Source organism: Psychrobacter sp. P2G3, assembly GCF_001593285.1.
Taxonomy (GTDB): Bacteria; Pseudomonadota; Gammaproteobacteria; order Pseudomonadales; family Moraxellaceae; genus Psychrobacter.
The window spans coordinates 1,109,883-1,133,472 of record NZ_CP012529.1; the positions used below are offsets into that span (position 1 = coordinate 1,109,883).

Genomic DNA, 23,590 nt, shown 5'->3' on the forward strand with positions numbered 1-23,590 from the left:
TATTTTTATGCTTAAAATTCTTGTGCCTGCCATTCGTGTACTTGGCAGTGCAAGCTATAACCATTTTAATCTTTTAAAGTTATAGTATAGATAACTACATAATGACAGGATAAATAGCATAATTATTAAATAAGAGTACTGCCAGTGTAGCTCAGGCATAAAGTCAAAGTTCATCCCATATATACCAGCGATTGCCGTTGGTACTGCCAAGATACCTGCCCATGCAGCAAGCTTACGTACGACCTCGTTCTGCCCCATATTGACCATAGCTAAATAGGTGTTCATCACTACATTGAGCATCTCGTTCAGACCGTTGATAGCATCTAAAGAGTGTAATAAATGGTCATTAACGTCGCGGAAATAGGGTTTAGCCGCTTGAGAAAATGCTGAAACTAAATCGCTTTTTTTATGATTAATAAAGAAGCTACAGATATCTTGTACTGGCAAAATAACTGCACGCATATGGACCAGTTGCGACTTAAGCTCATATAGGTTTTTTAGGGTGCTTTTATTAAATTCATAGGTAAATACATAGCGTTCTTGCTCACGCAAATAACTGCCTAAGCGATCAGTGACCGGCATATAGTTATCAACGATAAAATCGAGGACAGCATGGAGTACAAATATGGGTCCCATCCGTAGCTTTTCAGGCCGACGGTTACAGTGTTCACGTACCGGCGCATAAGAGTTAGAAGGGCCGTTACGAATGGTAATCAGATAGTTTTTGCCCATGAATATTGCTGTAGTGCCGTAGCGAATAATATTGTTTTCAAGTTTAGCCGTACGTAGCACTACAAAGATCATATCGTTATCGTAGTTTTCGACTTTGGCGCGCTGATGGTCTGCAAAGGCATCTTCAATCGCCAACTCATGCAAGTCAAAGGCATTTTGGACTTTTACCATGGTTTCTAAGCTTGGATCATAAAGACCAAGCCAAATAAACTGACCACTGTTACTCAGGGATTTATTGACATCATTAAGTGCTACCTGATCAAGCTGCTCGCCCGTTTTACGAGAATAGGCATAGCAATTGACTACCTCGTCAGCACTAGATAAATCTATATCCTCATAGCGTTCAGAGTCAGGATCGTAAACAGTCATCGTTTCAATAGTATCTTCGGCAGTCGCATCGACATCACCGTAGATATAGCTGTCATAACTATTTAGATAAGGATGCTCGTCGCTGACATCAGAATAAATACGGCTGACATTAGAGTCAGGTGTGATACGAGTATTCGTCCTGACTAGTAGATCGTCATTGCGGTTCATACACCCTCCCTTAATATCGTCATAAGAACCCAGTAGAAAATTAACAATAAAGACTATGTTTATAAAACGCTTATAAAGTTTTCATAACAATATCTTGATTAAAGAATGTCTAGAATATGACGTAACGACGTAAATTAGTCAGCCTAAACAAACTTAATCAGTCTCAATAGATAATGTTGAATTTATAGTGCGTAGCGTTTTAAGGTTTCAATATCGACTAGGGTCAATAGACTTTCATGACAGCCTTCTAGTTTTAATTTTGGCGCGATATCAAAATCTAATGCCTCAACCCAACGTAGCGCACAGATACACCAGTAATCACCAGGTTTTAGGCCAGGAAAATTATACTCTGGTAGAGGCGTAATCAAGTCATTGCCCCGACTCGAGGAAAAGTTAAGAAATTCACTGGTCATTTTGGCACAAACAGTATGCTGACCGACATCATGATTGCCAGTATGACAAAATCCATTACGATAGTAGCCAGTAATAGGGTCAAAGCAGCAGCTGGCGAGGGCAGTACCTAATACATTGGTTTGATTAATAGCAGGGTTAGGATGGTAGTCAGATGACATAAGGTCTCCGAAATTAAGTGGTTTTATAGGGGTTGGTAAATTGCTTTTTTGCAATGAGTTGCTTGTGCAGTTGGTTATTCATTGCAAAAATACTTTATAAAGTGGCCTTTTATTGATAACCAATTATATATAGCGTATTGCCAAATCGTAGTAATGCTATCAGTGGCTGTTATTCATGAATAAACTGTAGTATTACAATGCTTACTGACAGCATCGAACGTGCGCCAGTGTAACATGAGTCTATCAAGAAGACGTCAATCAAATAACCCGTATAATGACGTGTAGAGCATAGATGATAACTTTTTCTTACTATTTATCAGTAGCGGAAACCATAAAAAATGACGACTATAGCTTAGAGTAAATGGTATCGAGACTACCAGATATTTATGACCATTCAGAACACATTGATTTGAATTGTGACTAGGCGAACCCTAGCTGCTATGATAAACTAAAACATAAAGTGCCCTGATGATTTATCATATTTTATTAGCGCACAAAGATACTCGTCTTATCATCCTAACTAATACTTATTACTCACCCTTTTTGCGGTTACCTAGTTTGTTTATAAATAATTGGGTCAATGATGTTGCGCGTTAAAAAACTGTCAAAAATTTACAGTATTCATCGTTGATATGTTCGTAAATATAACCTTATCATGCCGCGTTTTTTGGTAAGCGATACGCCAAACAAGGATTTATTGTGTCTGCCAGTTCTGATTCAGCTGTACCCGTCCAATCACGCCCTGAAAATAATGCCACTACTCAGCATGCTGATAACAGTAGCGTACCCAATCATCTACCTTATCTAAGTAATTTTACTGCAGAAGTCGCCAATAGCTGGCTGCTACCTGACGGTGTGGTTGATGTGTTATTTGAGGATGCACAAAAGCAAGAAGTGCTTCGCCATCAACTAACCCAGCAGCTCATCACTCATGGCTATCAGCTCGTATGTCCGCCGATGATTGAGTTCACTGAGTCACTACTTAGTGATGCATCAGAAGATCTAAAGCGCCAGACGTTTAAGATTATCGACCAGCTCACAGGTCGTTTGATGGGAGTACGTGCGGATATCACGCCGCAGATTTTGCGTATTGATGCGCATCATGGTGGCAACGGTATTGCGCGTTATTGTTATGCAGGCGATGTCATTCATACATTGCCATCAGGACTGTTTGGGTCGCGTACGCCATTACAATTGGGTGCTGAGATCTTTGGTTGTGCCTCACTCAGTGCAGATTTTGAGCTGATAGACGTTCTGTTTACGATGATTAATGATTTAAACATGAGTGCAGCCTTGCATATTGATTTAGGTCATGTAGCCATATTTAAACGTTTAGCCATATTAGCAGATCTGCCAGAGAATGATACCAAGCAGCTGATGCACCTATATGCAAATAAGAATTTGCCAGAGCTCAAGCGCGTCTGCCAAGCACTGCCAATGGGTAGTGACTTTTATGCATTAGCGCGCTTTGGTCATGATATGACACAGCTATTGGCTAAGCTTTCAGATACCGCTCAACAAGATGTTGATATTGCTACGGCGGTCGATGAGCTTCAACGCTTAAAAACGCATCTGCAAGAGCAATGGAATTGCGATGTCAGTATCGATGTCACTGAACTTTCAGGCTATCATTATCATACAGGTATCGTATTCAACGGCTACATCAATAGTGAAACCCAACCATTAGTACGCGGTGGGCGTTTTGATGGTATGCAGAGCGGTGATCACTTAACAGGTAGCCAGCTGCGCGAAGCCACTGGCTTTAGTATGGATGTCAGCCGCTTATTAGCACATGTTCAACTAGACGCTCCGATGGTCGTTATCGTTGATTATGATACCGTCAGTAATACGGACAGCGCACAAAAACAGACATTACAACAGCAAGTTGATAGCTTGCGCCAGCAGGGTTATCGCGTGACTGTACCGCTAGATGCGCACGATTGTCCTCAGGGTATCACGCATCGCTTAAGCATCGTTAATAACCAATGGCAATTAACCGCTATTTAATTAAGCTGTTCGTCAAAAAATAATTTTATCAAAAGATAATGTTGTCAAAAAAAGCACTACTTTTCGCTTAGTTTTTTAAATTGTTACCGTATAGCTGTTCGATAATAGACAGGCTATGCATCTAATAAATCATTGTAAGGATTAATCATGGGTCAGAATGTCGTAGTTTTAGGTAGCCAATGGGGCGATGAAGGTAAGGGTAAAATCGTTGATTTACTTACTGAAAAAGCCTCAGCAGTAGCGCGTTTTCAAGGTGGCCACAATGCAGGTCATACCTTGGTTGTCGATGGCAAAACCACTATCTTGCACTTGATTCCATCAGGTATCCTACGCGAAGGCGTCACCTGCTTCATCGGTAACGGTGTGGTGTTAGCACCTGACGCATTGTTAAAAGAGATGAAAGAGCTAGAAGACAACAACGTACCAGTACGTGAGCGTCTGCGTATCTCACCGAATTGCCCACTAATCATGCCTTACCATGTGGCACTAGATCAAGCTCGTGAAGCCAAGCGCGGCACGGGTAAAATCGGTACGACAGGTCGTGGTATCGGTCCTGCTTACGAAGATAAAGTGGCGCGCCGTGCTATCAAGCTTGCTGACTTATTCCGTGATGACCTAGAAGAGAAACTACGTAACTTAATCGAATATCATAACTTCCAATTGACTCAATATTATAAAGTTGATGCGATTGATTTTGATGAGACGTTCAAGCTTTGCCAAGAGTGGAAAGAAGAGATTAGAGGTATGGTTACTGATGTGACCGAAGACCTTAATCAATTGCGTTTGGCTGGCAAAAACTTAATGTTTGAAGGTGCACAAGGTACGCTACTTGATATCGACCATGGTACTTATCCGTTCGTGACCAGCTCAAGCGTCACGGCAGGCGGCGTATCTACTGGTACGGGTATCGGTCCATTATATTTAGATTATGTACTTGGTATCACTAAAGCCTACACCACACGTGTTGGTAGCGGTCCGTTCCCAACAGAATTGTTTGATGATGTTGGTGCCCACTTAGCCAAAGTTGGTCATGAGTTTGGCGCAACCACTGGTCGTGCGCGTCGCTGTGGTTGGTTCGATGCAGAAGCGCTACGCCGTGCTGTCGTACTGAACTCTATGTCGGGTATCTGCTTGACCAAGCTTGACGTATTAGATGGTCTTGAAGAGTTACTAATCGGTGTAGGTTATAACTTACCTGAGACTGAATGTGCTGGCGCGCATGATGCTGAGTTTTATGAGTCAGTGACACCAAAGTATGAGACCTTAGAAGGCTGGAGCGAATCTACCGTTGGTATCACTAACTATGACGACTTACCAGAGAACGCTAAAAAATACATCAAGCGTATCGAAGCGCTAATTGACTGTCCTATCGATATTATCTCAACCGGTCCTGACCGCGAAGAGACTATCGTATTACGTGACCCGTATGATGCGTAAGTAAATAGACTGAATTATCGAACAATAAAACCCTGATGCATAAGTGTTGGGGTTTTTTTATTTATAAGACATTAAAGGTATAGGTAAATGTTTGGCACACCATGCAAGTGTTAACGTTTAATAAATGCTAAGTTTACGTTTAAGTAAGCTGCATTTATAAATTGCCTCTATCATTTATAGCGTCAATCATTATAATAGTCAGCAATCCTGTGTTGACGCTTGTGTTTTTGTATTGATAAACCATGAGTAATCTAAGTCAGACCAAGTCAACGTTGTGATCAAAGAATAAATTAATTGCGATTTCATTTTTATTTAACTTATCATTTATTAGGAGCTTTTCATGGCTAACGAACGTACTTTATCTATCATCAAACCTGACGCTGTTGCTGGCAACCACATCGGCGCTATCTATGACCGTTTTGAACAAGCTGGTCTAAAAATTGTTGCTGCTAAAATGATGCAACTTGATGATGAAAAAGCAGGCGGTTTCTACGCTGAGCATGCTGAGCGTCCATTTTACAATGACCTAAAATCTTTCATGATGTCAGGTCCAGTATTGGTATCAGTACTAGAAGGCGAAAATGCTATCGCTAAACACCGCGAAATCATGGGTGCAACTAACCCAAAAGATGCAGACAAAGGCACTATCCGTGCTGATTTTGCTAGCAGCATCGATGAAAACGCGGTTCATGGTTCAGATTCAGCTGAATCAGCAGCACGTGAAATCAGCTATTTTTTCAATGATAATGAAGTTTGTGCACGTACGCGTTAATATAGTAAACCAACTATAAACTGCTACGTTGTCAGACTCGCTTAATGTACTAAATGTACAATTTGCTCTCGTCTTTCTAGTATCAGTCTTATATTTGATTCACTATAGCTGAGCGTTGTTAAGCTGTAAGCCTAAGCATTAACAACGATCAGTATTAATCAGTAGTGTAGCAAAGCGGCTTATACTCAATAGGGTATAAGCCGTTTCATCTATTATCAATAATTTAGATATTTTATCAACGGCGCTGTTATTTATCGAAGCATTATTAAGCTTATCGGTTGTTTTTATTGAAATTTATCGCTATGTCCCTCATTATTGATAATTAATCATTTAATTAGCGTTATCAATCCCTTATCAGCACATTGTCGCTATAGATAATTATTTGCATTCTATATAGGACAGGTTCTGCGCTCATAACGGATTGCTCAATGCATCATTTAATTGTAAAACTACGCTCATGGCTTATGCCAAAAGGTTACCTATTATGTCAACGATTCAAACACCCACTCAGCACGTGCCCAACAAGCTTACTGGTAGCATTAAGCTAGTAGATGAAGCGCAGGCAAGAACCAATTTATTGGGAATGACGCAAGCCCAACTTGCTGATTACTTTAAGAGCATCGGTGAAAAGCCTTTCCGTGCCACTCAAGTGGTTAAGTGGATATATCAGCAAGGTGTTACTGACTTTGAGCAGATGACTAATCTGAGTAAATCATTGCGCGATAAGCTGTCTATGCATGCCTGTGTGACCCCGCCAAAAGTTATTCATCGTCAATATAGTGAGGATGGTACGCGTAAATGGGTCTTTGAAGTGACAGGTGGCTCATTGGTTGAGACGGTGCTAATTCCAGCAGATGATAGCAAGGTAAATGGCCGCAAGACTTTATGTGTATCTTCACAAGTGGGCTGTGCACTTGATTGTAGCTTTTGTAGTACTGGTAAACAGGGCTTTGAGCGTGATTTAAGTGCTGCTGAGATTATCGGGCAGCTATGGGTGGCCAATGCTTCTTATATGACGGATGAAAATGACAGTCTAGAAAATGTTGACCATAGCTTGTGGGAAAACAACGTGACCAACGTAGTCATGATGGGCATGGGTGAGCCGCTATTAAATTATAAACCAGTGGTTGGCTCAATGGAGCTAATGCTCAGCGACCACGCTTATGGTTTATCAAAACGTCGAGTGACTTTGTCAACCTCAGGCGTGGTACCTAAAATGTACCAATTAGCACAAGATATTGACGTAGCACTGGCTATCTCGTTACATGCGCCAAATGATGAGCTGCGTAATGAGCTTGTGCCAATCAATAAAAAGTATCCTTTGAGTGAGCTAATCGCTGCTGCAAAAAACTATGTTTATGATGTTAATCCGCGTCATAAAAAACACGTGACCATCGAATACGTCATGTTAGATGGTGTTAACGATAGCAATGAGCACGCTGAACAAATGGTTAAGCTATTAGAAGGCTTGCCAAGTAAGATTAACCTTATTCCGTTCAATCCGTTCCCGCATGCGCCTTACGATAAATCAAGTAACAACCGCATTCACGCTTTTAGCAATATTCTTAGCGAAGCGGGTTTTGTCTGTACTATTCGCCAGACGCGTGGTGATGATATTGATGCGGCCTGTGGTCAGTTAGTGGGACAAGTGGCAGATCGAACCAGACGCTCGGCAGCATGGCAGCAAAGTATTAAAGATCGCGGTATTAAAGACGATGCAACTGTTTGATAAATAGCAGATATATGGCGAATGAAGGCTTAACCGCAGATAAGGGCTAAGCTTTCTTTTCATTTTATAGATCGCATTAAATAGCCTTCATAACAATAAAAATGTAGTCATAGTAACTAAATTGTACTTAAGGGGTCTAAATCCATTAAACTAATGGCTGTTTGAAACCCTAGTGCTAAACTCACAGTACTGAAACTTAGTTTTATGATGGCGGCTATGATGATTTCTAAATACTCTTGTCAACTCAAGACTCAGCGCAAAATTCCTTTATTAATGAATGAGTCCGCAACAGTGATCACGTATCAAGAAACACTTCATACTGCGCTTAGCAGACCAAAATGTCTGCTAGTTGCTAGTGCCATTATGGCGTTATTGCTAACAGGTTGCCAAAGTACGCCAACAGATGGTTTGAGTGGCAGTACCCGTTATCAAACTTCAACGCAGCCAAGTGATAACCGCAACCTTGATAAGCAAGAGATTGCTCGCGTGCGTACTTCACTTGCCGCACAATATATTCGTAAAAATGAGCTTGATACTGCTCAGCGTCAACTTGAAAAAGCTTTTGCTGCTGATAGCCGATATGCGCCAGCCTATGATATGATGGGCGTTTTGTTGCAGCAAGAAGGCAGCCGCCTTAATCTTGAAAAAGCCGATCAATACTTCAAAAAAGCGATTGCGCTTGATAAAGATTTTGATCAAGTGCGTAATAACTATGGCGTATATCTATCACAGATGAAGCGTTATACTGAGGCCGCAGAACAGTTTGAAATTGCAGGTGCAGCACTTGGTTATGAAGGGCGTATTGGCGCACTTGAGAACCTAGGACGTACTTACTTACAGCTTAATAACAATCCAGCCGCAGCCAAAGCATTTTTACGTGCCTTAGATGGTAATCGTAATAGCTTGATTGCTCATATTGAGCTGGTTGACTTATTGCTTGAGCAGCAACGTGTGCAGCAAGCACAAAGACTCTATGATGAGACTTTATTGCTTGTGCAAGGCCAAGGTATTAGCCCGCGTTTGTTATTGCAAGGTATCAAACTTGCCGCCGCTCAAAATGACAGAACCACGCGCCAACAATTGGCACAGCAGCTGCTATCCGCTTATCCATTAAGTGATGAAGCAAAACAACTTAAGACTTGGCTTAACAATCCAGAGGCACCATGGAAATGAACAACCCATCATCAAATCATCAATCTAACGCTCAGGGATCATTTGGTGCCATGTTGCAGCAAGCCCGTAAAGCTAAGCAAATTAGTTTAAAAGAAGTAGCAAGTGAGTTGTTCATCTTAGAGCGTCATCTGCAAGCGCTAGAAGACGAAAACTTTGCCGCTTTACCACAGGTGACTTTTGCACGTGGTTTTGCAATCAACTATGCAAAATTTTTAGATCTAGACCCTACAAAAATTGCGACAAGTTTTGATGCTTCTTATCCAAATGAGCTTAAAGCTCGATCGGTCAATAATATTGATACTCCATTGCGCCCAATGGGAACGTTGCAGCGTGATAGTCGTAGCCGTATTCGCTTTAACCCATTACTTATTCTTGCAGTAATAGGTCTTATTATCTTAGCGGTATTTTTATTCCGCATGGTGACCAATGCCAGCCAAGATAACCGCACGCCTGTGACGGAAGTTGAGGACTTATCTGCATCGGAACAAGCGCAAGGGGCAGCGGTTAATAGCCAGTTCGATAGTACTGGTCTAGATGATGTCGGGGCGTCAGGTTCAGCACTTAATTTAGATAGTGCTAATGATATGAGTAAAGTCTCATTAGACGTTGACATCACAGATGATGCTAATGTAACTATTACTGATGCGTCTGGGAACAGTCTCATGACAGGTAGCCAAGCTCGTGGCAATTATAAGCTGCTAGGTACACCGCCATTCAATATTCAAATTGATAACACTGATAATGTAAGCTTATTACTTAATCAAGAATCTGTTGCGTTAAATGAATATGCCACTAACAAGCAAGCAAGTTTTGCACTGTCGCCTTAATAGGTGACTTACTATCAGTTTTTAGCGCTATTATTAGTTTTTTATAACAAGTTTATTAAAAGTTTAGACTGCTAATATTCTCTTATCTTTTGCTCTGATTGAAGGATTTTATATGTCAACGTCATCGCCTATTACTCGCCGTCCTACCAAAAAGATTTATGTCGGTGATGTCGCGATTGGCGGCGATGCACCGATTAGTGTGCAAAGCATGACCAATACCGATACTTGTGATGTAGCAGCGACAGTCGCACAGATTGAGCGCTGTGTTGAGGCAGGCGCAGATTTTATGCGGGTATCTACGCCAACGATGGAGACGGTCGAAGCGTTCGGTAAGATTCGCAAGCTGGTTAGCGTACCATTGGTCGCTGATGTGCATTTTGATCATAAGATTGCACTTGCGGTTGCTGAAGCTGGCGCAGATTGTCTACGTATCAATCCGGGCAACATCGGTAGTGATGCTAAAGTACGCGAAGTGGTAGCTTGTGCTAAGCATCATAATATTCCTATTCGTATTGGGGTCAATGCAGGTTCTTTAGAGAAAGATATTCAGCGCAAATATACTGAACCAACTGGTGCGGCGATGCTTGAATCTGCCATGCGTCATATTGACATATTGGAGCGTTTAAACTTCGACCAATATAAAGTATCAGTCAAAGCAAGCAACGTGTTTTTAACTTTGGATGCCTATCGTTTAATATCAGCACAGATTGATAATCCGCTACATTTGGGTGTGACTGAAGCTGGTGTATACCGTACTGGCGCAGTCAAATCTGCTATTGCCCTTGGTGGTTTATTATTAGACGGCATTGGCGATACTATTCGTATCTCCTTGGCAGCAGAGCCAGAAGAAGAGATTAAAATCGGCTTTGATATCTTAAAGTCGCTTAATATTCGCTCTAATGGCGTAAACTTTATTGCTTGTCCAAGCTGCTCACGTCAAGAGTTTGATGTGATTAGAGTAATGACTGCTTTAGAAGCGCGTTTAGAAGATGTACGCGAGCCGATGAACTTGTCCGTAATTGGCTGTAAAGTGAATGGTCCAGGAGAGGCAAAAGAGTCTGATATTGGTATCGTCGGCGCATCACCAAAGTCATTAGTATACCGAATGGGTCAAAAGAGCCATCTTATCGACACCGACAATCTTGTTGATGAAATAGAAAGCATGGTACGCGCTCATGCAAGAGAGCTTGAGAAATCGCGTGAGAATGAGATTATTAGAGTAAAGTAGGGCGAAGCGTAAAATACTTACTATTATAAATGGTGGTAAATAGTAACGACAAGAATAACAATAGAGACAATTGTTGTAATATTTAAGGATACAACCGAATCATGATCAAAGCTATTAAAGGTTTTAATGATATTCTGCCGGAGCAGGCAGCAAAATGGCTTCAATTAGAAGCAGTGTTGGCAAACGTGTTGGCTAGATACGGTTACGAGAATATTCGCTTACCTATCGTTGAACAGACTGATTTATTTGCTCGTGCTATTGGCGGTGCTACGGATATCGTCGAAAAAGAGATGTATAGCTTCGCTGATAAGTCCGAGCCACCAACACCTTTGACCTTGCGCCCAGAAGGTACAGCGGGTGCAGTACGTGCAGTCATTGAACACAATTTGCTGCGCGGTGATACACCAAAGCTTTGGTATATCGGTCCTATGTTTCGCTATGAGCGCCCGCAAAAAGGTCGCTACCGTCAGTTTCATCAGATAGGGGTCGAGAGCTTTGGCAGTGCATTACCAGATGCTGATGCTGAGCTGATTGCGATGACGCAGCTGATGTGGCAAGAGCTGGGTCTTAAAGATGAGATGCGCTTGCAGCTAAATAGTTTGGGTGAGATTGATGAGCGTCACGCTTATCGCGATGCTCTGGTTGCTTATTTAACAGACAAGCAAGATCAGCTTGATGATGATAGTAAGCGCCGCTTGACCACCAATCCGCTACGAATTTTAGATAGTAAAGAAGCAAGCACACAGGCGCTGCTCACTGACGCACCCAAACTTGCTGATTTTTTGGGAGCTGAGAGTAAAGCGCACTTTGAGCAGGTTCAAGCTTATTTGACGACGCTAGGCATAGATTATGAAATCAATCCGCATTTAGTACGCGGTCTCGATTACTATAACAAAACAGTTTTTGAATGGGTGACTGATAAGCTTGGTAGTCAAGCGACTGTCTGTGCAGGTGGACGTTATGACGGCTTAGTCGGTCAGCTAAAATCAATAGATGCTCATGATGACAAGGATAATAAAAAACCTGTTAAATCTGAACCTGCTGTTGGTTTTGCGATGGGGCTTGAGCGCTTATTGCTACTCATTGATGCTGTTAACCCTATGCCACCTACATCAGCATGCGATGTTTTTGTCGTTGCCCATCCAGAAGTATATAGCTCGGGTCTCAGTTATGCACAAGACTTACGCCATAGCCGTCCAGATTTACGAGTTAAGATGGCGAGTGCGACCAGTATGAAAGCACAAATGAAAAAGGCTGATAAGTCAGGTGCAGCATTGACTGTTATTATTGCGCAGCAGGAGCTTGATGATAATACGATTAGCATTAAAAATATGCAGACCGGTGATCAGCAATCAGTGGCACAGGATTGGCTGGCGACAGCAGAGAATTTTACGCGTCTGTAATAGTCTCACTAGTAAAGTGCAGCGATGTAATAGACAACCACTTGCTGTTATGCAATTAGATTTTAGCAACTAGATTTTATCAGGTAAATAACCATGGCTCAGAATACCCAGTCGCCAAATACAGACAACTCGATGCAAGCGCTTAAGCAATATGGTAGCTATATCTTCACAGCTATATTATTAGCATTAGCAGGCTATTTTGGCTGGACATACTGGCAAGATAACCATGCACGGGTAGATACCGTTGCCGCTGATCATTATGCGGATATTCAAAGGCTCAATGAAGAAGTTAGTCTAGCAGCACAAAACCCAGATTTAGAGGCTGAGGCATTGACTGCACTTGCTGCTAGTCGTACCCAGCTCAATAAAGATATCGATGCACTAGTTAGCACGCATGGGGACTCAGTCTATGCTTGGCAAGCATTAATGATTAAAGCTCGTCAGCAGGTCGATAGCGATGATTTTGCTGGTGCTACCGAAACTTTAAAAAAGGCTCTAGCAATAGATTTGGGTGATGCAGGCTTAAGTGCTATTACGCGCTTGCGTTATGCAGAGACGCTATTATCCGCAGGTGATGCAGATGCAGCTTTAGCAGAAGCTAACAATGATATGCCAAGCTCGTTTGAGGCCAGCCAACAAGAGTTGCTAGGTGATATTTACTTAGCAAAAAATGATGAAGATGCTGCTATCAAAGCTTATACTAATGCTTGGAATCTCATCAGTAAACGTCAAGAAACTCGAGCAGTATTGGCATTAAAGATGGAGAGTCTTGGTATCGTTCCTGAACCAATTAGCGAGCCAGCTAGCCTTATTCAAGCAGCTGCTATACCTGAGACAGCAACACAAAATCCTAATGTTAACGTTAATGATAGCGTTAACAATAGTAACGTTTCTGACCAAGCAGCGCAGTAAGTCAGCAGTATAATAAGTAATGTATATTACAGACAATTATGGTGCTATTTATTCGCAGCTTCTCAATTTATAGCCCGTTTATCGATAGTTAATTTATTCGTAGTGAGAACATACAATGACCCGATCTATTCGCTTCAGCAAAACGATAAAAAATAAGACCATAAAGTCGACTGTCATGAATGTGGCAGTCTTGGCGCTGATGACGACTGCTGTCGTTGGGTGTAACCGTGGTATCAAGCCAGTGGTACATGATCCAGTCAAACTGGTGCAAATTGCACAACCTGTTAGTGTGCTTCAGCCTGTATTTAGCGTTGATGTTGGTAATAAAAAAGCCAGTAAAAAAGACCCTCTTGCTCTACAAGTTGGCTATAGCAATGCACAGATTGTCACGGCATCACGTGGTGGTGAGGTGACAGGTTTTGATAGTACTGGTCAGCGTTTATGGTCAATGAATGTTGGCAATCAAATCACGGGCGGTGTGGCACTAGATCCATTAAGTCAAACCGCTATTGTTAGTACACGTAATGGCTTAGTAATGGCGTTCGATAGCGCTACGGGTGCTAAGCGCTGGGAGCATCAATTATCGGGTTCTGTGCTCACGCCTGCACTGATTAGTAATAACCGTGTGGTATTATCTGCTAATGATGGCTTTTTACATGGCTTATCTTTACAGACTGGTCAATCGATATGGCAGTTTGCGACTCAAGTCCCAGCTATTAGTGTCCGCGGTAGCGCAGCGCCAACCTTATTAGATGACAAAACGGCATTACTGGCTACTGCTGATGGCCGCCTGCACGCTATCACGACCGATAGTGGTTTACCACAGTGGTCAAGACGTGTCGGTGTAGGTACTGGTAGTAGTGAAGTTGAACGTATGAGCGATGTCGATGGCATGCCTATCGTTGATAATAATCAGTTATATGCAATTAGCTATAGTGGTCAGTTGCTTGGGATTGATTTAACGTCACGTCAGGTCATGTTTGTTAACGAACTTGCTAGCCTAAAAGCACTTGCGGTGAATAACAAACAAGTCATTGCAACCAGCTTAGAAGGTAAGGTCGTTGCATACGATCGTATTAATGGTAACGTGTTGTGGGAAAGTGAGGCACTTGCTTATCGCGATTTGACCAACCCTGTCATGATTGGAAACTATATCGCTGTTGGTGACCTTGAAGGGGTAGTGCATTTATTTAATCCTGCAACTGGCGATATTATTAGCCGAGTACAGACTAAAGGTGCGTTAACTAACTTGCAAGTACAGGGTAGTCGTTTAATGACTCAAAGTGTCTCTGGTCAAGTAGCAATATGGCAGTTAGCACGTTAAATACTTAAATCTATTGTTGTTTTAACTTATTGTTTGTAACTTATTAGATTGCGTTACTCAGTTATTTTTCTTAGTAAGAGTATCTAATAATAGCTTTATATAATTTAAACGCTGCCTTGTCAGCGTTTAATGCCTTGTATAGACAGTACGTTTCGCGTAATCTATGCGCCCTTATATAGGTGCAGTTATTTATAACTAGCGGACTGTCTCATACGATTAATGCATTATCTATCCAATCACAGACTGTTATCCCTTATTATTATTTTTTATCTTTATCATTCATTTAAGTTTGCGGTAATATGACACGTATTTGTTGTCATTATTGTCCGTCATTGAGAGTAACGCATGAGTATCAAGCCCGTGGTCGCCCTAATTGGCCGTCCCAATGTAGGTAAATCTACTTTATTTAATCAATTTACCAAGAGTCGTCAGGCTTTGGTTGCCGACCTATCAGGTCTGACTCGTGATCGCCAGTATGGTGATGCTGCCTATGAAGGCAAGTCATTTATCGTTGTGGACACTGGTGGTATCGGTGAAGCAGACGATGGCAGAGGTGATATTGATGACTATATGTCTGAGCAGTCACATACCGCGATCCATGAAGCTGACATTATTGTCTTTGTAGTTGATGCGCGCGTAGGCATGATTGGTGCCGATGCAGAAATCGGTAAGTTCTTGCATAGCTTAGGCAAGCCTGTATATGTTGTCGCCAATAAAGTCGATGGCGCTCATGATGCTGCGCCTGCAGAATTTTATGCACTAGGATTGGGTGAACCTTATCCAATGGCTGCCAGCCATGGTCGCGGTGTCGGCAATCTTTTAGAAGTAATTACTGCTGATATGCCTGAAGACGTAGATGCTGGAGAGCCAGATGGTCTAAAGCTCGCTATTATTGGTCGTCCAAATGTAGGTAAATCTACGCTTGTGAATCGTCTATTAGGTGAGGATCGGGTCGTTGTGTTCGATATGCCTGGTACCACGCGAGATAGTATCTATATTCCTTATAAGCGCGATGGTAAAAACTACGTATTGATTGATACTGCTGGTGTACGTCGCCGTGGCCGTATTGATGAAAAAGTAGAAAAATTCTCTGTTATTAAAACCTTACAAGCTATCGAAGACTCTAACGTTACTGTCATCGTTATCGATGCGCAAGAAGGTATCGTGGATCAAGATCTGCATATGATTGGTTATGCACTTGATGCAGGCCGAGCATTAGTAGTCGCCATTAATAAGTGGGATGGTTTAACTCATGATCAAAGAGACTATATAAAAATCGAGATGGATCGTCGTTTTAATTTCATACCGTATGTAAAAGTGCATTTGATATCAGCATTGCATGGTACGGGTGTGGGTAATCTTTATCCATCCATTTTACGTGCCTATCAGTCTTCTATGTTTGAAGTGTCTACCAATCGTTTGACGCAGATTTTAGAAGATGCTGTTACTGCGAACCCGCCACCAACCGTTGCAGGCCGCCGTATTAAACTGCGTTATGCTCATATTGGTGGCCATAATCCACCGGTAATTGTTATTCATGGTAATCAAACTGGCTCATTACCTAAGAGTTATCAGCGCTACCTCGAAAACCAATTCCGTGAAGTGTTTAAACTTGAAGGTACACCGCTTAACGTGGTCTTTAAGCTCAACGAAAATCCATATGCTAATAAGAGTGATACGCCAACCAAGGCTAAAGCACAACAATTGCTTCAGCGCCAGCGTAATCGTAAGCAAAAGTATTCAAAGAATAATAAAAGCACTGATAAAAAACGATAAGAAATATGTTTAGAGACCTCTGCAATAGAGGTCTTTAGGCCAAATAAATTGAGAAGATGGTACTAGTATAAGTACTTTCTATCCTTACCACGCATCCTAAAACAAACGATCCATACACTTATGAGGTACTATAAGTAATAGCCGCCATGAGTTGATTGATTAACATGAGTACAAGTCTTCCTACAAACATACCCACGATTATACGTCGTTCCGTATTGCAAGCTATCATTGTGGCAGTTTTGGCAGGCTTCTTATTGTCTTTCGTCTATGCCTTTGTTTATAGCTATCAACAAAAACGTCTCCATGTTCAGCAATTGGGTGAGATGCTTGCAAATAGTGCTTCAATCCCTGATGGTGCTAATCTTGTTGCCAGACAAGTAAGTACATTGTTAGATAGTGACCCGACTCTACAAAGTATTCTGTTTTATTCGACTGATGATCCTATTGATTCCTTGGGTCAAGATGATATCGATAGCGTGAGCAACAATTGGTATAACGCCTTGATTGCTGATACGGTCAGCTTTAACTATCCAGTTACTAGTTGCTACCTTAGTGGCAATAGTATTCAGCGTGCTAACTCCAGTCAACAACTTGCTAGTACATTATCTGTTGAAGCTGAAGATACAACTATGTCAACGACTCAACTGGCAGCTCGTAATACCTTAGTTGGCTATATCAATATTACCTTGGATATCAATAAGCTGCGTTGGTACTGGATACGCATTAATTTGTTATCGTGGTTTGCGACCATTGTTCTGGCTATCTCTATTGTTTGGTTTGTCTTGCGTAAACTTAATTGGCCGACCAAAGATATTATTGAGCTGGCAAAAGTATGCGAAACGGCAGCCAACAACCCTGAGCTTGAACAACTACCAACTATTCAACAGCGTTTTGGATTTGAAGAGCTGATACGTATAAAAAAAGCCTTTATTATTTTATTTGATCGACTAAGAGCCGCACAGCAAGACTACCGCGACCTTGCAGATTTTGAGCAGCAGTTACATAACAAGGATTTGTCTCTTGATATGCAGCGCTCCAATTTTCAAAACATGATTACTCATGAGCTAAAGACGTCACTGAATGCTATTACAGGTGGTTTACAGTTATTGGATAATCAATATCTCAACGATGAACAAAAAGACACCTTAGCCATCATTCATAAAGGAAGTCATCACTTAGAATTAACGCTTGAGCAGATTATCCAGCTAAATAGGATAGAAAAAGGCCAAATGATCGTCAGTTTAAGTGAGTTTAATCCATTACAAATGATTGCCGACTTAATAGAAAAATTCGAGCCCGCAGCGAGGCAAAAAGATCTAGAGTTAATTAGCCGTATTCATCACGTAGAATATACCCTTGAAGGGGACGTGACTAAGATTCAGCAAATCTTAACCACTTTGATAGACAATGCGATTAAATTTACTTATACAGGCCAAGTTGTTATTGATTCTCAGCTGACACATTTTAATGAGAGTATTCGCTGGCAAATTAAAGTTACTGATACAGGTATTGGTATTGATAAAACTTACTTAGAAGATATTTTCACTCCATTTTTCCAAGTTGATTCGTCAGATACTCGTGAGCATGAAGGGGTAGGAATAGGACTGTCAGTTATTAAACAAATTATCCAACTACTTGGTGCAGAAATTGAAGTTGATAGTGAGCTCGGTACAGGTAGTAAGTTCATTGTTACCATGCCCCTGCGTTATAGAAGTCAGACTCAACACCAGAATCTCTTAAAAGGAATGGATATTGTTTACTACCATCACGATGAAACGGGCTTTATGGTACAGACATTGAAGCAGCTTGGGGCTAATGTCAAATCCCAGCGTAACGGACAATCGATGATGGATTACATTTTGAAAGCAAAAGTAAATACGATTATGTTTGCAGAAGAGGTATTACCCGAACAGGTCGCTCAATTAGCCAAGTGTATTCGTGAACGGGAAACTACTTCTCGCTCACTATTAATTTATTGGTATCCGCCGCATAAAGAGCGTTATGTAGAAAGTTTTGAATACGATTTAAAAGCCGCAGGGGTAGATTACTGTCATAGTACGGTACAAGATCCTAAAGTATTAACTATTTTATTGAAAAAATGGTTAGCCTAGTTTTTAACTATTAACTATCAAGTTTTGCAGTAACAAGCTTTATATCTGGAATAAAAAAAGACGCTTGATTAGAAGCGTCTTTTTTATGTTTATAAGCTTATCAAAAATAATTGACTGGCTATTATTCTAATAAACTTAGAACAAGTTCTGTGCCCAGCGTACCACATGCTGCCACATCCGGCTCATAAAGCCTGATTGTTCGACATCATTGGTCGCTACGATAGGCACTGAAGCTACTGCTTTACCATCAATTACTGCCAACATTTTACCGATTTGTTGACCCTTTTTGATAGGTGCTTCTATGCTGTCAGGGATATCAACAACAGTAGTGATTTTGTTTTTTTGAGTTTTGCTGGTTAGAATTTGTAGAGTATCGCCTGTTGCCAACTCTACCTCATCTGCCTCTCCAAACCATACTGGTAGCTTGCTAACAAACTGACCAGACGGTGCTTTAGTCACGGTAGTAAAGTGTCCAAAACCCCAGTTAAGCAGCTCTCGCGACTGATCAGCACGCGCTTGCTGGCTTTCTGTACCCATAATGACAGAAATCAGACGCATATCATCACGGTTACTTGAGGCAACCAGACAGTAGCCTGCTGCATCAGTATGACCCGTTTTTAAACCATCTACGGTAGGATCGGTGGCAAGTAAAGCATTACGATTGCCTTGAGTGATACCATTGTAGGTGAATTCTTTTTCAGCATAGATGTCATAGTACTCACCGCTATTTTTAATGATAGCGCGCGCAAGCTTTGCTAAATCAAGTGCTGATGCTTGGTGACCTTCATCAGGCATGCCCGTTGCATTCACAAAGTGCGTATTATCCATTCCAAGCTTTTTGGCTTGTTCATTCATTAATATTGCAAATGACGCTTCGCTACCTGCAATATGCTCAGCCATTGCTTTTGATGCGTCATTACCTGACTGAATGATGATACCGCGTAGCATATCGATGACACTGGCGGTTTTGTTCACTGGCACATACATACAAGACTGGCTACTGCTACCGCGACACCACGCGTTTTTGCTCATCAGTACTTGCTCATCTTCGGTCAAGTCGCCTGAGCTTAAACGCTGCTCGATGATATAACTGGTCATCATTTTGGTTAATGAGGCTGGTGGTAGAGGCTGGTTAGCGTTTTTTTGCGCTAGTATTTCACCAGTATTATAGTCCATCAATACATAGGCGGTATTATCCATCTCCGGTGGTTGAATGGCGGCATTTGCCATTACTGCACTTAAAGATAAGCTAACACCAACTACCAGCTGTACGAGCTGTTGTTTTACAAGCTTTACTGTCATAGATTGTTACACCACATCATGAAACCCAATGCGTCTACCGCCAACTATACTGATACAAGCATTTGAAGCTGACGGTGGACATAAAATTAAGGCCTTATCTTAGCAAAATGCTACCCGATGGGGAAACAATAAATACGATAAAATAAGACGTCGACAATGTGGGCAAGAATAGTCTAAAAAACAGTCTACAGCAACAGCTATGATGACTATCATTTAGATTTAATTTGTTAAAAGATGCGAGAAACTATTTAGGATAGTGATGGCTTTACTATACGCAGGTTATATAGAGGTTTTAAACTTGTACAAATGTCTTATAAAGATTTAATACAAAAAAGCTTGCTACCCTTTACTCTTAGCTTTCAGAGTGAGGGGTAGCAAGCTCAGTTTGGGTTAAAGCGATTATGCAGTGAGTTATTATGTATAAAAAAGCTCTTATAATTGTTTTATTAGTAGCTTACTTATAGCTAAATTACCATTAAAACTTGTTTTTACTAGGTTGGCAGTATGCCAGTCATTAGTACTCTGCGTTCGCTAAGTCTTCACAAAGCGCTTTGTTGTCTTGTTTAGAGAATCCAAGAGTCCAACTACGAATGCTTTGTAGAATTTGACGATAATCTTGCTGCGTTGACAAATACTGTATAGCCGCTTTAGGGTCTTCTAAAGAAGGCATAAGTTCATGTAGCTGTGTATTATAAGACTTGTAAAACCGTTGTTTTTGTCTTTTGTTTAGCATCGGTGGGCAAATCTCAGACAGTACCTGCATAACAGCAATCTCATGTTTAGTAATACTAACACCAGACATATCAAGAGGAATGGTAGAGACATTACCATTAGCTGCATTAGACGTTTGTGCTAACATGGTAACAGAGGCTATCAATCCAACAAGGCCAACTTTTGAGGCTATTTTCGAAACTGTTTTTGTCGTTATAGAAATCATAGCTAATATCGATTGATTCTTCATTCGGTATCACACTCGCTTTGCGTTATTTAATGGTGTTATGGTAATCGGAAAAAAAATAAAAGTCACATAAAATATTGGCTTATGTGTAGATGTCTTGTGACCTGATGGCGATTCGTAGCAACATATCAGTAGCATCTGCCCATAAGTTACATTAGCCTTAATAGATAATTGTCTATTGTTGTTCGTTGTTGCCTATTGTAACGAAAAAATAAGCTAAATGGTGACCAATCAGTATCAGTATATACATCCACAAAGGTGGATTTTGTAATGTTAAAGGAGTCATCAAGCATTTGTAGGTGCAATTGCAACTGATTGATTATACTTGACTTTAAGGTAAGAAGTTAAGTGTTAGTTTATGAATGTCCACTATTAAGTTATAATCGCTTTCAAGGTTATATAGTGATTCTATATATCAAGTGATTCTATGCACATAGACTCGCTATTGACTTACTTATCTATGAATAGGTATTCATTAAATATAACTATTATTACGCTGATAACTGTATTTCAAATGACATTGTATTTATACGACGTTTTTATTTTTTACTTTTTTATATCTATATTTATCTGCTGCGCTTTAGCTCACCAAAACTATCTTTTACATCAAAGCATTGCTACATTGTGCTGTCTATATTGATAAGTCATATGAACAGTAGCAATGAAACTATAGTAAGCGAGTAAGCGGCTAGAAAATAATAAGCAGCTAGAAAATAAGATATGATTATATTGAGCTGATATGAAGTTTTTAATTAGTAATGATGATGGGATACATGCGCCAGGATTATTAGCGTTATATCAAGCACTCTCTAAAGTAGGAGAGGTAATGGTCGTTGCACCAAATGCAGAAGAGAGCGGTAGCGCAAGCTCGCTCCATATCTCACAGCCATTATATACCCACGAGCTGCCATCAGGGTTTATTGCCGTTAATGGCTCACCTGCAGATTGTGTTTATCTTGCCCTACATCAGCTTTATTCAGATATTCAGTTTGACTGTGTGATTACAGGTATTAATTCTGGAGACAATTTAGGGCAAAAGGTATTTTTTTCAGGTACTTTTGGTGCGGCGTTGACTGCCCAACTCTTTGGCGTACCAGCGATTGCAACCTCGTTAGTAGGCGGTAAAATCAAGGGTAACGGAGAGGATAAAATCAGTCATTATCAAATGGCAGCAGAAGAAATCGTTAAACTATTGACTGAAACCCCTATATTGGAAGAAATCACGCGTTTGCCCTATCATGTACTAAACGTCAATATTCCTAATGTAGACACGGCTGAGGCTATTAATGGACGTAAGGTCACGACTCTAGAACATAGTCTACTGGCAAACCCTGTACATCAGATAGTGGATCCACGTGGCCGTGATGCCTATTGGTTGTGTTTAAAAAACTGCCAAAATCCGAAAACCGAAGAGTATAGCGGCGCTTCTATCGATACGTTTAATGATGATCCTATAAATGGATATAAGCCTCTAGGTATAAACAGCCTTGAGCTTAAAAATCAATCGATAACAGATAATAACGATAGCGTAGTTGTCTATACTGATGCTCAAGCCGTCGCAGCAGGCTACATTAGCTTATCACCTGTTCGTCTGCATCATACGCCGACTTATGCGCTTGATCGACTCTCGACCTTAGCCTTGTAAGGCGCTCATATATTGATATTTAATATTAGAAGTACTGTTTTTATAAATAGAGTCAAATTCTATAAATAGAGCGATATTATGGTTATAATAGCGGCGGTATAACTCTATAAACTGTAAAGATAACAACACGATAATCGTGAGTAATATAAAGAATAGGAAACCTTGTATGAAAAAGCTTATTTCTAAGTCGCAGCTGGCGACTGCTGCTTTAGTCGGAACTCTAGCGGTTGCGATGACAGGCTGTGCGACTAAGCCTACTTATCAAAATTCTGCACAATCAGGTCCTAAAATCATCACCAATAGCCAAGGTGTACCTAACTATCATCTTGTCAGACGTGGCGATACTGTTAGTCAAATTGCTTCACGTTATCGCTTAAATTATCGTCAAATCGGTGCACTTAACGGTCTTGATAGTAAATATACTATCTATAGTGGTCAATGGCTCAAGCTTTGGCACGGTGAGCAAAGCGCGCCTGTACGTCCTACTAGTAACAACAACTATAACGTTGCTGCTACACCATCGACTCCGCAGCCGCAGTACACACCACCGCCTACGACTGGCTCAACTCCTGCTTATGAGGTAACTGCTAACTCGACAGCAGGGTACGAGTATCCTAGCCGTAACCAAGTAATCCGCAATTTTGATGCTTCATCTGGCAACATGGGCATGTGGTTTGCTGGTAAAGAAGGTGATCCAGTACTTGCTAGCCAAAGTGGAACGGTACTGTATTCTGGCGATGGGCTAACAGAATATGGCAATCTTATTATGATTCGTCATAGTGGCAATTACATTACCGCTTATGCGCACAACAGCCAGCTACTCGTCAAAGAAGGCGAAGCAGTACAGCTCGGTCAACGTATTGCCAGTATGGGTAGCAGCGGCCAGACCAACCAAGTAGCACTGCAATTCCAAGTGCGCTTGAATGGTAATCCTATCGATCCGCGTGCAGTCTTAGGTCGTTAAATATTGCTTAACTTAGGTGTCATTTAGTCTAAGCTGAGTAATAGGAGCTCAAAGCCTATTGCATATCTATAACCTGTCACTACTTTTCATATCGTTGCAAAGCCTTATGAAAAATAGTGACAGGTTTTTTTATAGGTCGTTAAAAGTGACTTAATATACAACCTATTAACGAAGTACCATT

18 protein-coding genes are annotated in these 23,590 nt (G+C 41.1%); 14 read left to right on the plus strand and 4 right to left on the minus strand.

Translation table 11 applies throughout. The features are described from left to right. Positions 1-54: 54 nt before the first annotated feature. Positions 55-1,269: a magnesium/cobalt transporter CorA gene (gene corA, locus AK823_RS04715; RefSeq protein ID WP_068034990.1), complete on the minus strand. Its 1,215-nt coding sequence runs from the start codon at positions 1,267-1,269 to the stop codon at positions 55-57. A 182-nt stretch (positions 1,270-1,451) separates the two neighbouring features. After that, positions 1,452-1,841, minus strand: a complete 390-nt coding sequence (locus AK823_RS04720) for a DUF2237 domain-containing protein (protein ID WP_068034991.1) — start codon at positions 1,839-1,841, stop codon at positions 1,452-1,454. A gap of 699 nt (positions 1,842-2,540) precedes the next feature. Here AK823_RS04720 and AK823_RS04725 point away from each other — a divergent pair. The 12 genes from AK823_RS04725 (at position 2,541) to AK823_RS04780 (ending at position 18,540) form a co-directional block, all read left to right on the plus strand. Then, positions 2,541-3,848: an ATP phosphoribosyltransferase regulatory subunit gene (locus tag AK823_RS04725; protein WP_068326726.1), complete on the plus strand. Its 1,308-nt coding sequence runs from the start codon at positions 2,541-2,543 to the stop codon at positions 3,846-3,848. Positions 3,849-3,995: 147 nt separating this feature from the next. Further along, on the plus strand, positions 3,996-5,285 hold the full coding sequence (locus AK823_RS04730; protein WP_068326729.1) for an adenylosuccinate synthase: 1,290 nt from the start codon (positions 3,996-3,998) through the stop codon (positions 5,283-5,285). A 340-nt stretch (positions 5,286-5,625) separates the two neighbouring features. Next, a complete protein-coding gene (gene ndk, locus AK823_RS04735) occupies positions 5,626-6,057 on the plus strand; it encodes a nucleoside-diphosphate kinase (RefSeq protein WP_068034994.1) in 432 nt (143 codons plus the stop codon). Between the two features lie 484 nt (positions 6,058-6,541). Next, positions 6,542-7,786 (plus strand): 23S rRNA (adenine(2503)-C(2))-methyltransferase RlmN, encoded by a 1,245-nt coding sequence (rlmN, locus tag AK823_RS04740; protein ID WP_068326732.1) that lies wholly within the window; start codon positions 6,542-6,544, stop codon positions 7,784-7,786. 216 nt (positions 7,787-8,002) lie between these two features. After that, complete coding sequence (gene pilW, locus AK823_RS04745) at positions 8,003-8,959, plus strand: type IV pilus biogenesis/stability protein PilW (protein WP_228138914.1); 957 nt, start codon at positions 8,003-8,005, stop codon at positions 8,957-8,959. Further along, positions 8,950-9,786: a RodZ domain-containing protein gene (locus AK823_RS04750; protein WP_343286416.1), complete on the plus strand. Its 837-nt coding sequence runs from the start codon at positions 8,950-8,952 to the stop codon at positions 9,784-9,786. The genes pilW and AK823_RS04750 overlap by 10 nt, the downstream gene beginning before the upstream one ends. Positions 9,787-9,898: 112 nt before the next feature. Continuing rightward, complete coding sequence (gene ispG, locus AK823_RS04755; protein WP_068034998.1) at positions 9,899-11,014, plus strand: flavodoxin-dependent (E)-4-hydroxy-3-methylbut-2-enyl-diphosphate synthase; 1,116 nt, start codon at positions 9,899-9,901, stop codon at positions 11,012-11,014. A 101-nt stretch (positions 11,015-11,115) separates the two neighbouring features. Continuing rightward, on the plus strand, positions 11,116-12,417 hold the full coding sequence (gene hisS / locus AK823_RS04760) for a histidine--tRNA ligase (RefSeq protein WP_068326741.1): 1,302 nt from the start codon (positions 11,116-11,118) through the stop codon (positions 12,415-12,417). 93 nt (positions 12,418-12,510) lie between these two features. Further along, the gene (locus tag AK823_RS04765; RefSeq protein WP_068326744.1) at positions 12,511-13,329 is read left to right on the plus strand and encodes a tetratricopeptide repeat protein; all 819 of its coding nucleotides are present in this window, start codon (positions 12,511-12,513) and stop codon (positions 13,327-13,329) included. Positions 13,330-13,504: 175 nt separating this feature from the next. After that, positions 13,505-14,653 (plus strand): outer membrane protein assembly factor BamB, encoded by a 1,149-nt coding sequence (bamB, locus tag AK823_RS04770; RefSeq protein ID WP_228138915.1) that lies wholly within the window; start codon positions 13,505-13,507, stop codon positions 14,651-14,653. Between the two features lie 345 nt (positions 14,654-14,998). Then, the gene (der, locus tag AK823_RS04775) at positions 14,999-16,429 is read left to right on the plus strand and encodes a ribosome biogenesis GTPase Der (protein ID WP_068326750.1); all 1,431 of its coding nucleotides are present in this window, start codon (positions 14,999-15,001) and stop codon (positions 16,427-16,429) included. Between the two features lie 164 nt (positions 16,430-16,593). Then, entirely contained in the window at positions 16,594-18,540 is a 1,947-nt protein-coding gene (locus AK823_RS04780; RefSeq protein ID WP_068326753.1) for a HAMP domain-containing sensor histidine kinase, read from the plus strand. A 135-nt stretch (positions 18,541-18,675) separates the two neighbouring features. Here the strand turns inward: AK823_RS04780 and AK823_RS04785 are convergent, their stop codons facing one another. After that, a complete protein-coding gene (locus AK823_RS04785) occupies positions 18,676-19,842 on the minus strand; it encodes a D-alanyl-D-alanine carboxypeptidase family protein (protein ID WP_068035003.1) in 1,167 nt (388 codons plus the stop codon). 514 nt (positions 19,843-20,356) lie between these two features. Then, the gene (locus tag AK823_RS04790; RefSeq protein ID WP_227514120.1) at positions 20,357-20,701 is read right to left on the minus strand and encodes a hypothetical protein; all 345 of its coding nucleotides are present in this window, start codon (positions 20,699-20,701) and stop codon (positions 20,357-20,359) included. 838 nt (positions 20,702-21,539) lie between these two features. Here AK823_RS04790 and surE point away from each other — a divergent pair. Together surE and AK823_RS04800 are read left to right on the plus strand one after the other, a co-directional pair. Continuing rightward, a complete protein-coding gene (surE, locus tag AK823_RS04795; RefSeq protein WP_068326759.1) occupies positions 21,540-22,445 on the plus strand; it encodes a 5'/3'-nucleotidase SurE in 906 nt (301 codons plus the stop codon). A gap of 166 nt (positions 22,446-22,611) precedes the next feature. Further along, positions 22,612-23,409: a M23 family metallopeptidase gene (locus AK823_RS04800; protein ID WP_068326762.1), complete on the plus strand. Its 798-nt coding sequence runs from the start codon at positions 22,612-22,614 to the stop codon at positions 23,407-23,409. Positions 23,410-23,590 lie beyond the last annotated feature (181 nt).